Annotated in this window: 14 protein-coding genes; 12 read left to right on the top strand and 2 right to left on the bottom strand. The window is 42.6% G+C overall.

Annotation, left to right across the window (positions count from 1 at the left end):
* Positions 1–44 precede the first annotated feature (44 nt).
* From ACFSQ3_RS03370 to ACFSQ3_RS03320, 11 genes are all read left to right on the top strand, one after another.
* Positions 45–1,088: a COX15/CtaA family protein gene (locus ACFSQ3_RS03370; RefSeq protein WP_380867462.1), complete on the top strand. Its 1,044-nt coding sequence runs from the start codon at positions 45–47 to the stop codon at positions 1,086–1,088.
* Between the two features lie 55 nt (positions 1,089–1,143).
* Positions 1,144–2,052, top strand: a complete 909-nt coding sequence (gene cyoE / locus ACFSQ3_RS03365; protein WP_380867461.1) for a heme o synthase — start codon at positions 1,144–1,146, stop codon at positions 2,050–2,052.
* Between the two features lie 3 nt (positions 2,053–2,055).
* A complete protein-coding gene (locus tag ACFSQ3_RS03360) occupies positions 2,056–2,643 on the top strand; it encodes a cytochrome c oxidase subunit 3 (RefSeq protein WP_380867459.1) in 588 nt (195 codons plus the stop codon).
* 9 nt (positions 2,644–2,652) lie between these two features.
* Complete coding sequence (locus ACFSQ3_RS03355; RefSeq protein WP_380867458.1) at positions 2,653–3,393, top strand: cytochrome c oxidase subunit 3; 741 nt, start codon at positions 2,653–2,655, stop codon at positions 3,391–3,393.
* 96 nt (positions 3,394–3,489) lie between these two features.
* A complete protein-coding gene (locus tag ACFSQ3_RS03350; protein ID WP_380867456.1) occupies positions 3,490–3,864 on the top strand; it encodes a cytochrome C oxidase subunit IV family protein in 375 nt (124 codons plus the stop codon).
* A gap of 13 nt (positions 3,865–3,877) precedes the next feature.
* On the top strand, positions 3,878–4,600 hold the full coding sequence (locus ACFSQ3_RS03345) for a photosynthetic protein synthase I (protein WP_380867454.1): 723 nt from the start codon (positions 3,878–3,880) through the stop codon (positions 4,598–4,600).
* A 6-nt stretch (positions 4,601–4,606) separates the two neighbouring features.
* Positions 4,607–5,149 carry a DUF420 domain-containing protein gene (locus ACFSQ3_RS03340; protein WP_380867453.1) on the top strand — a complete coding sequence of 181 codons (543 nt, stop codon included), beginning with the start codon at positions 4,607–4,609 and terminating at the stop codon, positions 5,147–5,149.
* Positions 5,150–5,162: 13 nt separating this feature from the next.
* Entirely contained in the window at positions 5,163–5,624 is a 462-nt protein-coding gene (locus ACFSQ3_RS03335; RefSeq protein WP_380867451.1) for an ABC transporter ATPase, read from the top strand.
* A 75-nt stretch (positions 5,625–5,699) separates the two neighbouring features.
* Positions 5,700–7,175, top strand: a complete 1,476-nt coding sequence (locus ACFSQ3_RS03330; RefSeq protein ID WP_380867449.1) for a S10 family peptidase — start codon at positions 5,700–5,702, stop codon at positions 7,173–7,175.
* Positions 7,176–7,674: 499 nt separating this feature from the next.
* Positions 7,675–9,186, top strand: a complete 1,512-nt coding sequence (locus ACFSQ3_RS03325; protein ID WP_380867447.1) for a gluconokinase — start codon at positions 7,675–7,677, stop codon at positions 9,184–9,186.
* A gap of 14 nt (positions 9,187–9,200) precedes the next feature.
* The gene (locus ACFSQ3_RS03320) at positions 9,201–10,523 is read left to right on the top strand and encodes a gluconate:H+ symporter (protein WP_380867446.1); all 1,323 of its coding nucleotides are present in this window, start codon (positions 9,201–9,203) and stop codon (positions 10,521–10,523) included.
* 3 nt (positions 10,524–10,526) lie between these two features.
* On the opposite strand, the gene ACFSQ3_RS03315 is transcribed toward ACFSQ3_RS03320, so the two are convergent.
* Positions 10,527–10,925, bottom strand: a complete 399-nt coding sequence (locus tag ACFSQ3_RS03315; protein ID WP_380867444.1) for a DoxX family protein — start codon at positions 10,923–10,925, stop codon at positions 10,527–10,529.
* Positions 10,922–11,827: a S66 peptidase family protein gene (locus ACFSQ3_RS03310; RefSeq protein ID WP_380867442.1), complete on the bottom strand. Its 906-nt coding sequence runs from the start codon at positions 11,825–11,827 to the stop codon at positions 10,922–10,924. The genes ACFSQ3_RS03315 and ACFSQ3_RS03310 overlap by 4 nt, the downstream gene beginning before the upstream one ends.
* 128 nt (positions 11,828–11,955) lie before the next feature.
* Between ACFSQ3_RS03310 and metG the strand changes: the two genes are divergently transcribed.
* Entirely contained in the window at positions 11,956–14,025 is a 2,070-nt protein-coding gene (gene metG, locus ACFSQ3_RS03305; RefSeq protein WP_380867440.1) for a methionine--tRNA ligase, read from the top strand.
* Positions 14,026–14,091 lie beyond the last annotated feature (66 nt).

Here is a 14,091-nt window from a genome sequence, read left to right as displayed (position 1 = left end):
GCGAGGAATAATCAGACTGAAGTTTTTTAGGTCAATATTAAGGTATGTATCCCGCCGCCGAGAGGAGATTTATTCTAAGTAATCGCATTACCATTATCTTTTTGTTTTTGGTAATTACCGCTGGTGGGATTGTACGTAGCACCGGTTCCGGGATGGGTTGTCCAGACTGGCCAAAGTGCTTCAACCGTTGGGTTCCGCCGACGCATATTTCTCAATTGCCGGATGGCTATGAGCAGCAATACGTGGACGGAAGACAACGTAAAAACGATCGCTTTGCAAAGATGGTGGATGCGTTCGGCTTCAAAAAAGAGGCAGATGAGATTCGGAATGATCCTTCCATATTGGTTCACGAAGAATTCAACGCAGCAAAGACCTGGACAGAGTATGTAAACCGTTTGGTTGGTGTTCTAGTAGGTTTTTGCCTTTTAGCTACCGCAATACTTGCATTCAATTACCGGAAATCCAAGCCCGCAATTTTAGCTTGGAGCGTTCTTAATCTTTTTGTAGTGATGGTGCAAGCTTGGTTGGGTTCCATCGTGGTTTCTACCAATTTGATGCCTTGGATTATTACCATTCACATGGTTTTAGCTTTGGTTATATTGGCAATCGCGATTTACACCTATTATCTGGCTACCACGTTCAGAAATAAATCGTTGCTCAGCAATCACCGCTTTAGCGGAATAAAATGGCTTTCGATCATTTCTCTTTTAATCCTTTTTATCCAAGTGATCTTGGGTACGGAAGTTCGGGAGTTGGTCGATAGTTTGCGAGGTAAAGGAGTTTTACGCGAAGATTGGATTGATGCGCTAGGTCAAGCTTATGAGTATCATCGGTTTTTGGGTTACCTGACCTTTGTAATCACATTAGTGTTATTTTGGTTAGTTAAGAGCCGATTCGGTGCGCTTACTATACAAAGCAAGTTTGCTTGGATCATTATTATCCTTGCGCTAGTGCAGATGGGATCCGGGATTGTTTTAGCTCGTTTTGCTTTGCCTCCTTATATGCAAACTACACATTTGGTAGTTGCAAGTTTATTCTTTGGAGCGCAATACTATCTTATGTTGATGTTATCTAAAGCAAAACTTTGACGCGCATATTACAGATATTACGGTAATTTTGCGGCGGATAATTTGATCAAGAATCATGGGTACGTTTATTTCGGATTTTAATAAGTTGGTGAAGTTGAGGTTGACACTTACCGTGGTGTTATCGGCTTCGATTTCATTTCTTATAGGAGCGGTGCAGCAGGGCGATGTGGTTTGGACAAATTGGTTGTTGCTCACGTTAGGCGGCTTTTTGGTTACTGGAGCAGCAAATGGTTTCAATGAGATCATCGAGAAGGATTTGGATAAGCTGATGGACCGTACCAAGGACCGTCCGCTTCCGTCAGGTAGAATGACGAACGGACAAGCTTTGGTGCTCAGCGTATTTATGGGGATTACTGGAACGCTTGTATTGGTGCAATTAAATTTTATTGCCGGTTTGCTATCTGTATTCTCTATCTTTCTTTATGCGTTCGTTTACACGCCACTGAAGCAGAAATCACCGATCGCTGTATTTGTTGGGGCATTTCCTGGAGCGTTGCCACCATTGATCGGCTACTATGCTGCTTTTGAATCCGCTGGGTTTGGGCTGGCATATAGCGAGGTGAGTGAGGCGGCCGTGGTTATTACGCCTTTGATATTGTTTATCATCCAGTTTGTATGGCAGTTTCCTCATTTTTGGGCAATTGCTTGGGTGGCAGACGAAGATTATAAAAGAGCTGGTTTTAGGCTGTTGCCGACAACTAGAAAAGATAATGCCTCTGCATGGTTGCTGTTTTTATCATGCATAGCGATGATACCGGTAGGTTTTCTGCCTATGTATTTCGGATTCGGAGGATGGATTTACACAGTGGTAGCGCTGTTAGGTGGATTATTATTCACTTGGTATGGTTACCAACATGTGCGTACGCCAGAAGATAGTACCGCGCGTAGAATTATGTTTACGTCGTTCGCATACCTTCCGGTGTTACAATTAGTATTATTATTTGATTTTATACCTTTTCAATAGGGAATGAGTACGATGATGATGGATAGCAACGAACAATTACTACAATCTCGCAAAGCCAAAAAGTTTAACCTTTGGTTGGGCATGATTGGTATGTTCATGATGTTCGCGGCGTTGTCAAGTGGATTTATTGTGTATACAGCGAGCGGGGTAGATAAAGGAATTAAAACAATTCTTCCCTACGCGTTTATTTATAGCACAGTAGCTATTGTGTTGAGCAGCTTGACGATACATTTGTCCTATAATGCAGCGCGAGCGGAACAATGGAGTAAGCAGAAGCTATTCCTGTTGATCACGATCGTTTTGGGAATTTTATTTTTTGTATCACAAATAAATGCTTGGTCGACATTAATAGAACGAGGAATTTATTTCCAAAACCCGAATGCTTCGCAATCATTCATCTATGTGTTTACATGGTTGCATTTGATGCACATTATTGCAGGGCTGATCATTTTGATAAGATGTTATATCGGAGCGGCGAAACGTATCCCTACTTCGAACAATCAATATAGAATGGAATTGGCCACAATTTTCTGGCATTTTCTAGATCTATTGTGGATATATATTTATGTTTTCTTACTTTTGAATCAATAAAACTAAACAATGAGTACAACAACTGTATCGCAATTGGATAAGGTTAAAGACGGACCTTGGAGCGGTGGTAAATCACCTTGGAACCTGGAATACGGGAAAATCATGATGTGGTTTTTCTTGGTATCTGATGCGTTCACCTTTTCTGCGTTTTTAATTTATTATGGAGCTCAAAAGTTCGCTAATGCAACTTGGGTAGATGCCGATAAAGTATTCCAATCCGTTCCAGGTATTGCAGAATCTGGACAACCTTTGGTTTTCGTAGGTATCATGACGTTCATTTTGATTATGTCATCGGTAACCATGGTATTAGCAGTAGATGCCGGTCATCGTAATGATAAACCTGCGGTTATAAAATGGATGTTATGGACGATCTTGGGTGGTTTGATGTTCGTAGGATGTCAGGCTATTGAGTGGACACACTTACACCATTTAGGATTCTGGTTTGGTCGTAATCCAGCGACTGGTTTAGAAGGTGAAACGGCGATTGTAGATGCACTAGCACCATATTTCACAAAGGATATTTCCTATACGGCTGCCTTGCAGTTCTCCAACTTGTTCTTCACGATTACCGGTTTTCACGGTTTCCACGTTTCAGTGGGTATCTTGCTGAACATCATTATTTTGTTCATGACCATGAATAATACATTCGAGCGTCGTGGAACATATTTAATGATCGAGAAAGTTGGTCTTTATTGGCACTTTGTGGATTTGGTATGGGTGTTCGTATTTACGTTCTTCTACTTGATTTAAATTAAATAGTTAAAAATTAAAACCAGTATTTTGGGGAGTAGGTGAGAAGTACTTCGTCTCAATACTCAATACTCAATACTCAATACTACTTATAAAATGGCACATCACGATCATACAGCAGGAGCGCACGAGGAACACCACGAAGGAATGGGAGCAAAACAAATTTGGTCCGTATTCTTTGTTCTATTAGCACTTACTGCATTAGAATTCTTAATCGCCTTGGGATTCGTTCACCACTGGCAAATTCTTGCAAAAGGCATGTTTGTAAATATTATTTACATCTTGCTTACGCTAGTTAAAGCATACTATATCGTTGCATTTTTTATGCACTTGAAGTTTGAAAAATCTAGTTTCATTGTTTGCAGCACGATTGTCTTTATTTTTATCGCGTATTTTATAGTGTTGATGCTTACCGAAGGTTCTTACTTAGGTGGTGCATTGCAAGATCACGCGATATATCCAAATAAATAATACGGATACATAGATGAATAAAGTTATTCGTCCAAAAAGTATATCAAAAATCATAATCCTGGCCATCGTTCTCTTTGTGCCGGGATTTTTGTATTTAGCGATGGAGAATTTGGGCACGCACGAGTATGTGAAATTGCCTGTATATGGCGAGAAGAAATTGTCAGGTGAAATGCGCCGCGTAATGGGGCGCGAGAGGCCAGATACCATCTTTCACACGCTTAGTCCGCTGACGTTTACCAATTGGGACGATAAGCAAGTTCCTTTTTTAGATAATGATACAACAGTATCTGTCGCACATTTATTCTATACGAAGGATGCAGCTTTTTCTAAAATCGCTTTGGATTATATGGACAAGCTTGCGACAAAATTTGGAAGCAAAAGTGGTGTTCATTTTTATTCGATTTCGGTAGATCCAAGTGATGATGCATCTGCATTGGCACCTATTGCAAAGCAATACGAAAATATGGAGGCACGTCAGTGGCATATTGTTGGAAATCCTTCCAGGGATATTTTTCATTATGCACAGCAAGAAATGTTGTTGAATGCGGCAAAGGACACGCAGGATTCGACCAGATTCCTGATTGATGATCAAGTGATTTTAATAGACGGCAAGCATCGCATTCGTGGATTTTATCCAATGAGCCAGCATTCGGAAATGAAGCGCTTGGAAGATGAAATCAAAGTACAATTAGTAGAAGAAGTAAGAGATAACCCCATGCGGGTAGAGAAAAAATAGGTTGTTATGGCAATGACTGCAGAAGAGAAGAAATATAAGGGCATTATTTGGACCTTATCCATCGTGATTCCAATCGCGGTAGCTGTTTTGTTCGGAGTGAACTTGCAAAAGTTGGGGTACGATGTGAAACCGTTGAGTTTCCTTCCTCCCATTTATGCTAGCATCAATGGGTTGACCGCAGTATTACTAGTTTGGGCAGTATCTGCCATCAAGAAAGGAAAGATCAAACTGCATGAAAACTTGATAAAAGTGTGTATGCTTTGCTCATCTTTGTTTCTATTGATGTATGTCGCCTATCACATGACGTCGGTTTCGACACCATACGGTGGGGAAGGCGCTTTACGTTATGTTTATTTTTTCATCCTGATCAGCCATATTCTGTTATCCATTATAATTATTCCATTTGTGCTTTTCACATTTGTTCGCGGTATTGCCGGAGCATACGAACGTCACAAACGCTTAGCTCGCATTACATACCCAATGTGGTTATACGTTGCAGTAACTGGAGTAATCGTATATTTGATGATATCTCCTTATTACACACACTAAAACGAAGGTTGCGATGAAGAAGGTTTGGATTTATCAGGCAAGTCGGTTTTTTACGGAAGCGGAAGAAGCAAAAGCGTTGGCTGTATTGCAGGATTTTGTAAGAAGTTGGACAGCCCATGGCGATCAGTTAGCTGGAACTGCAACAATTTATCACCACTTATTTATTGTTTTAGAAGTGGATGAATCTGTAGCCAACGCGAGTGGTTGTTCGATTGACAAATCTGTTCGCACATTAAAAGCGTTGGAGCAAGAACTTCAAATTGATCTATTTGATCGTCTGAATGTCGCTTATCGTGACGAAGCCGGAGATTTGCACCTTGTTTCGCGAAATGCATTCGCGGATTTAGTGAAATCTGGTATGGTAAATCAGGAAACGGTGGTTTTCAATAATGCCATTGTATCTGGTGAAGAGTTCCCGGAAAAGTGGGAATTGCCTTTCCGCGACAGCTGGCATGCAAAAGTTTTTGTAATATAATAACGACATAGTATTGTGTTCATAGGTTTTTAGTAATTTGGGAACTGCTAATTAGTGTCCAAATAGCTATTACTTATGAAACGTTATTTATTCTCCTTTATCTTATTTTCTTTCGTTGCTCAATCTACGTTTGCGCAAACCAGCGTACCAGCAGATTCCATCATTAGCACGAAACACAGCACTACTATTCTCGGGCAATCCATTAAGTACACGGCGCACAAAGGCACGCAACCGGTGTGGAATGATGCTGGTAAAGCTATTGCTACATTGGATTACACCTATTACGAGCGCGATGGATTGCAGAACCGAGAGAATCGACCTTTGGTTATATCCTTTAACGGTGGTCCGGGTTCGGCATCGGTTTGGATGGAAATCGCGTATACTGGTCCAGCTTTATTGAACATCGACGACGAAGGTTATCCGGTACAACCTTATGGTATTGGAAAAAATCCGTATTCCATATTGGATGTAGCAGATATTGTTTTTATCAATCCCGTAAACACTGGGTATTCACGTATCTTGGATAAGGAAGCGAATAATGCTACTTTTTTCGGCGTCAATGCGGATGTGAAATACTTGGCTTCGTGGATTAACACCTTCGTAACGCGCCGCAATCGTTGGAATTCTCCCAAATATTTGATTGGTGAAAGCTACGGTACCACGCGCGTTTCCGGTTTGGCGCTAGAACTGCAAAGTGCGCATTGGATGTATTTGAACGGTGTGATTTTGGTTTCGCCAACCACATTAGGTATTGAGCGCGGTGGTCCGGTGGATATGGCTTTGCGATTGCCTTATTTTGCCGCGACAGCTTGGTATCATAATAAGCTTCCCGTGGATTTGCAGAGTAAAGACTTAGATCAGATTTTACCGGAAGTGGAAGCTTTTGCGGTTGATCAATTATTGCCAACATTGGCAAAAGGCGGTATGCTTTCCGCGGATCAACGTCAAACAATGGCTACCAAGATGGCGCGTTATTCCGGATTGCCCGAGAAGGTAATCCTACAGAATAATCTGGATGTTTCTACGAATTTATTTTGGAAAGAATTGCTTCGCGATAGCGGTTACACGGTCGGTCGTTTGGATTCGCGCTACCGTGGGATTGACCGAAAGGATGGAGGAGATCGACCGGATTTCAATGCAGAGCTTACCGCTTGGTTACACGCATTTACGCCAGCCATCAATCATTATATGCGCAACGATTTGAATTACACAACGGATGTAAAATACAACATGTTTGGATCGGTGCACCCATGGGATCGTAGCAATGATCGGACAGGTGAAAACCTGCGTCAAGCGATGGCACAAAATCCATTTCTTCATCTGATGGTGCAATCCGGTTATTACGATGGTGCTTGTGATTATTTCAATGCCAAATACACCATGTGGCAGATGGATCCTTCCGGTCGTTTGCAAGATCGAATGTCTTTCAAAGGTTATCGCAGTGGACACATGATGTATTTACGCAAACCTGATTTAGAACAAGGCAACGCCGATATTCGCGCTTTTATCAAAGCAAGTACGCAGGAAGCAGGAACGCCAGCGAAGTATTAAATGAAGTATGGCTTGCCCTCGAGCCGGGCAGGCTTTTACTTTTTTGAGTAAACAAAACCCCGAAGGGCTCAACGAAGTTAAACTCGCCGCTTACCGTATTGGCACAACGTTCGTGCATCCTTGTGCTATTGCCAATCCGCTCAGGCGGCATTGTTCGTAAATGGTAGGTTGATGCGACTTAGATGATAATGTTAATAGCATAAGGCATATCAAGCGCGAGATTGCTTCACCACTCGTTCCTCGGGTTCGCAAGGACGAAAATTTTAAGCTATTGCAAATCATGGCGCCGCGTCATTGCGCGGAGGTACGACAAAGCAATCTTCCAATTATGGCAATCAAGTCATAAAGTTGATAGGGCTTCGACAGGCTTAGCCTGACATCTTATCTAGCAGTTGTCCCCCTTTCACTATTTTCTGCTATAAAATCATTATCTTGCTATTCCACCGGCGAGACAACGACGTTATGATGTCTACTTGTCGCCATCAGCGAATGTTTACATATGATTATTGGATTAGATATTGGTACATCATCTACGAAAGCCGTTGCGTTTGATCATCAAGGTAATGTGATGGCTCAACATGCTGTGCCATATCCTATTTTAACCCCACAAGAAGGTTATTACGAGCAAGATTCTGAAACTATTTACCAAGCTTGTGTGACATCCGTTTCGGAAGTTATGACACAACTTCAAACCTCAGACCACGAGATGCAACCGCTTTGTATTTCGGTGAGCAGCGCTATGCATGCATTGATTGCAGTGGACGAAATCGGACAGCCGCTTACCAATTGCATTATTTGGGCAGATAGACGAAGCGAACAGATTGCTTCCGATTTGAAAGCGAGTGAGCAAGGCGAAGCCTTATACATGCAAACTGGAACACCTATTCATCCGATGTCTTTGCTATGTAAGTTGATGTGGATGGGAACCCAAAACGCTACGGTATTTAACAAAGCCCATAAATTCATTGGTATCAAGGAATACCTGTTTTTCAAACTATTTGGGCATTATGTCGTCGATCATTCGATCGCTTCAGCTACCGGATTGTTCGATATTCATCAACTGAAATGGTCGGAGGTGGCTTTACAGCTCGCTGGAATTAGCGCAAATAAATTGTCTTTGCCAGTCGATGTACATCACACGTCGACTTTAACGCGAGAAGATTTAGCTGGCCGAATGCGTATTCCTGTTGGAACTAAGTTTGTGATCGGTGGGAGTGATGGCTGTTTAGCCAATTTAGGTGTTGGTGCAGTACAGCCCGGCGTTGCTTCGGTGACGGTCGGAACAAGCGGAGCGGTTCGCGTAATGAGCGCGAGGCCAAGTGAAGACAAAAAGCAACGCGTTTTTAGTTATGTGCTACGACCGAATGAATATGTGGTGGGTGGAGCGGTAAACAATGGCGGTGTGTTGCGCAATTGGTTTCGCGATACATTTATGCAGGAGTTGTCTCACTTTCCGGATGAGATCAATACATCGGATCTTTTAAACGAAGTAATTCAATCTGTGGCGCCGGGTTCAGAAGGGCTTATTTTTCTTCCTTACTTAACCGGCGAACGTGCGCCACATTGGAATGCGAATGCAAAAGGCGTCTATTTCGGTATTCAAATTCAGCATAACAAATCGCATTTCGCTCGCGCTATGATGGAAGGTATGTTGTTTGCGATTTATAGCGTTGCGCTAGCGCTTGAGGAAACGACCGGGCCCATACATACAGTTTACGCAAGTGGTGGATTGGCTCGTTCACCCATTTGGGTACAAATGCTATCCGACGTTTTTAATAAACCTGTTTTCGTAAAAGATACGATCGAAAGCTCGGCATGGGGAGCGGCATTGATCGGTATGGAGGCGCTTGGACTTCAAGTGGATGCTGAGGGAGGTCAGGTCGACATGCCATCATCTTCGGAAAATATACGCGATCAGTCTTTTGTTCCAAATAAAGAATACCACGAAATCTACATCAAAAACTTTCAGCAATTCGAACGATTGTACGATAAGTTGAAGGAAGAATTTTAACCAAAAAATCAATTATGCCATTACTCATTGTTTTCTGCGGAGTACTTCTGTTATTGGTCTTAGTCACTGTCGTTAAATTAAACACGATTATTTCCCTTCTAGTCACTTCTATCGCGGTAGGATTTGCGATGGGAATGGATAGTTTGGCGATTGTCAAATCGGTGGAGGGAGGCGTAAGCAGCACGATGGGACAACTCGCTCTTTTGCTGGCTTTCGGGTCAATCTTGGGAAAGCTCATGGCAGATGTTGGAGCCGCTGAACGGATAACGCGCGTTTTGACGGATGTTTTTGGCGTACGGAATTTGCCATGGGCGATGGTGCTGACCGGTTTCTTGGTCGGCATTCCGTTGTTTTACAATGTTGGTTTTATTGTTCTGGTGCCATTTGTGTTTATGGTATGCGCGGCAAATCGCGTACCGATGTTTTACGTCGCGATACCGCTATTAGCTGCGCTGTCGGTTACGCACGGCTATTTACCTCCACATCCTGGCGCCACGGCGATTGCCATTACATTTCAAGCAGATATCGGGCTGACGATGGTTTATGGTATTATCGTGGCAATTCCTGCCATTATTATCAGTGGACCATTTTTCGGGAGAACCTTAAAAGGAATTGCCACAAATCCGCCAGCAGAACTATTCACTGTTCCAACGCATACGGAAGGTCGACCGATGCCAGGATTTGGTATCAGTTTGTTTACCGGATTGTTTCCTGTATTTCTAATTGCATTGGGATCATTTGCGCATCTGTTTCTGTCGGAAGATGCTAGTTTACTGGAAGTACTACGTTTTATTGGTGATCCGGTTATGGCGTTGATGATTGCCGCTTTGGTCGCGATGTACACGATGGGAATTCGGCAAGGCAGAAGTTTGAAACAGCAAGCGGATGGTATTGAGGAAGCGGTAAAAGGAATCACCATGATATTATTTATCATCGGTGCTTCCGGTGTTTTTAAACAAGTATTGGTGGATAGCGGAGTGGCCGTATACATTGCGGAAATTACAGCCGACTTTCCGCTGTCGCCACTCGTTTTGGCTTGGTCGATTGCGGCAGTGATTCGTTTAGCCATCGGCTCGGCAACCGTTGCAGGATTAACCGCTGCCGGAATTGTACTTCCTGTGATGCATGCCACAAATACCAGTCCGGAGCTCATGGTGTTAGCTACTGGAGCCGGAAGCTTGATGTTTTCGCACGTCAATGATCCGGGATTTTGGATGTTTAAATCCTACTTCGGATTAAACATGAAAGATACTTTTCGATCCTGGTCGGTCATGGAAACGCTCGTTTCCGTTATTGGGTTATTCGGTGTTTTAGTGCTAAACTGGTTCGTGGGATAAGAGTTATTTCTTATCCACACTGTATTTTCCAGCACCCATCAACGCGAATGCTATGAATACAAATAGCAATTCAATGGTATGTGATGATTTCGCCCAGCCATGGCCTTCACCCAAGTGAAAAGCGGTCGCGATCAACATGGTAGCCGCCAGTAAAGCACTCACCGGACGCGTCCAAAGTCCGATGATAAAAAGCAACGCACCGATCACTTCGACGCCAGTTGCCAATACGCCCCAAAACATGGGAAGAAAATTAATTCCAATGTGCTTCACGGATTGACCTATCTGTTCGATCTTTTCCCAACCACCATTAATTTTTGGTATACCATGGAAAATCAGCATCGTCGCGCCAAGCGCCACGCGAATAATTAATAAACCTATGTCTTTCGTTTTTGTAGTTCTCATGTGTTGCTATATGTTAATGTTACCTGATTTTCCGATACTTCCAATTTTGCCGGAACGCCGAAGATAATGGCATGATTATCGGCAATATGTCCGGCCGGAAAATCAAAGGCAACGGGATAAGAAAATGTCTTTACTTTTTCGGTGATGATCTCATATATGGATTGACCAAATGCTGGATCGCTTTCTTTCATGGAGGTAAATCCGCCGACGATTAGGCCACGAAGGTTATTCAATTTGCCCGCGCGTAGTAATGTCCACATCATTCTATCGATATTGTATAGCGCTTCGCCAACATCTTCGATGAATAGAATTTTGCCATCATATATTGGATCCGAATCCGAGCCTAAAATACTTTGCAGGATTGCTAGATTTCCACCAACAATCTCCGATTTGGCAGTTCCCAATCGATTGTATGATGAAGTCGATGTGTACTGAATGATTAATTCTTCGCCAAACAATGCTTTTCGTAAAGATTCAATCGAAGCCGACGTGCCTTCCTCAAACGTTTTTGGCATTTGTCCATGAACGGTCGCAATCTGCGTTTGTCGCTGAACATGACTATGCAGAACGGTTATGTCGCTGAAGCCAATTAACCATTTAGGATTTATCGAAAAGATTTCCCAGTCGATGCCATCAATAATGCGAACAGTTCCGTATCCGCCCCGCGCTGCAAACACCGCTTTTACTTCCACATCATTCAGCGCATCTTGCAGATCGGCCCGCCTTCTTTCGTCCGTTCCGGCAAATGTATTCCACGTCGACGACACCGATTCGCTTACGTGAACGCGCAATCCCCAACTTTCTAAGATGCGGACGCCTTCCGAAATTCCATCGCGAATCGCGCTAGCTGTACAAACGATCGCTACTAAATCACCTTTTTTTAAATACGGGGGTCTTTTCATTCCAAACGGATTGTCCATTAAATATACTGCGTCAAGCGTTTACTTAATCAGCGAATTTGAATTATATTTGCCATCACACAGCTGTATCGCAAATACGGCTTAATATTAACACTTATTTTCGATATACATTGGATATTCTAAGTAAAAATCGCTATACCATTACCTCCGCGTTGCCTTATGCAAACGGACCTTTACATATTGGCCATTTGGCTGGCGCATATATTCCTGCCGATATTTTTGTGCGTTTTCTTCGTTTGCAGGGAAAAGACGTTGTGTATGTTTGTGGATCAGACGAACATGGCGCCGCTATCACCATCAAGGCGAAAAAAGAAGGCGTAACACCGAAAGAAATTATCGATAAGTACAATACACAAATCAAAGATAGTTTCGAAGAATTCGGTATTTCATTCGATATCTATCACCGTACATCGGAGCCGATTCATCATCAACTTTCCCAAGAGTTTTTCTTGAATTTGTATAATAAAGGTGAGTTTATCGAAAAATTCTCCGCGCAGTATTACGACGAAGAATTTCATCAGTTTTTAGCAGATCGCTATATCACCGGAACTTGTCCACATTGTCAGAATGATGGCGCTTATGGGGATCAATGTGAAAAATGCGGAACGTCTTTAAGCCCGACGGATTTAATCAATCCGAAATCCACGTTAAGTGGAAAACCTCCGGTTTTAAAAGAAACCAAACATTGGTATCTGCCATTGGATAAATATCAAGCTTGGTTGGAGCAATGGTTGATTGAGGGTAAAAAGAATGAGCTTAAATCCAATGTTTTTGGGCAATGTCAATCTTGGCTAAAATCTGGTTTACAACCTCGTTCCATGACGCGTGATTTGGATTGGGGAGTAGACGTGCCCTTGGAGGAAGCAGAAGGTAAGAAGCTATATGTTTGGTTAGATGCGCCGATTGGTTATATTTCTGCAACGAAACAATGGGCGATCGACAACGGTAAAAACTGGGAAGATTATTGGAAAACGCAATCGAATAAGGAAGAAGAATCTACGTTGATTCACTTCATCGGAAAAGATAACATCGTATTCCACTGTATCATTTTCCCAGCGATTTTGCATGCGCATGGGGATTATATTTTGCCGGAAAATGTGCCTGCAAACGAGTTCTTGAATTTAGAAGGCGAAAAGCTATCTACATCGAGAAACCATGCCGTTTGGTTGCACGAATATTTGCAAGAATTCCCGGAAAAGCAAGATGAATTACGTTATGTATTGACGTCCATCTTGCCGGAAACATCCGACAGTGAATTTACGTGGAAGGATTTTCAAGCGCGCGTGAACAATGAGTTGGTTGCGATTCTTGGAAACTTCGTGAACCGCGTTTTGGTGCTTTCGCACAAGTATTTTGAAGGCAAAGTTCTGTTAGGTAGCGAGCTGACGGAGTCGGATAATGCTACATTGAACGAGTTGGCAAAATATCCGCAACTAATTCAGCAATCTATCGCGCAATATCGTTTCCGAGAAGCGATGGCGCAATTTATGAACGCTGCCCGCTTAGGAAATAAATACTTGGCAGACGAAGAGCCATGGAAAGTGGTAAAAACGGATGAAGAACGCGTAAAAACGGTGCTTTATGTAGCTTCGCAAATTGTGACCAATCTAGCCATTATGGCACAGCCATTTCTTCCAAAAACTGCGCATAAATTATTCGATATGTTGAATGTTTCTGCACTTTCGTGGGAAAATGCAGGGCAAGCAGCATTATTGGCGAACGGTCATCAGTTGAACGCCGCAGCACTTCTATTTGAAAAAATAACGAATGAGCAAGTTGCGCAACAATTGCAGAAATTGGAGGAAGCGAAAGCAAACAATGCACAAAAGGCATTCGTTGCTGCTCCTGCGAAAGCTAACATCAGTTTCGATGATTTCGTGAAATTGGATATCCGTGTTGGAACAATTCAAGCAGCCGAAAAAGTAGCTAAAACGAAAAAATTGTTAAAGCTAACAATCGATACAGGAATTGATCAGCGTACCGTTGTTTCCGGAATTGCAGAATTCTTTAAACCCGAGGAGATTGTCGGTCGACAGGTTTCTATTTTGGTCAATTTAGAGCCGAGAGAAATCAAAGGAATTATGTCGCAAGGAATGATTTTAATGGCGGAAGATTCCGATGGACGGTTGGATTTCGTGCAACCAAGCTCCAGCATTCAACCCGGAAGTACCGTAAGATAAGCTATAAGATAGGTTTTATTTAGTAATGGATGTCGAATGATATTTTCGACATCCATTTTTTATGTT

The sequence above is a fragment of the Sphingobacterium corticis genome, assembly GCF_042684745.1.
Classification (GTDB): Bacteria; Bacteroidota; Bacteroidia; order Sphingobacteriales; family Sphingobacteriaceae; genus Sphingobacterium; species Sphingobacterium corticis.
This window is presented reverse-complemented; position numbering and strand designations above follow the sequence as displayed.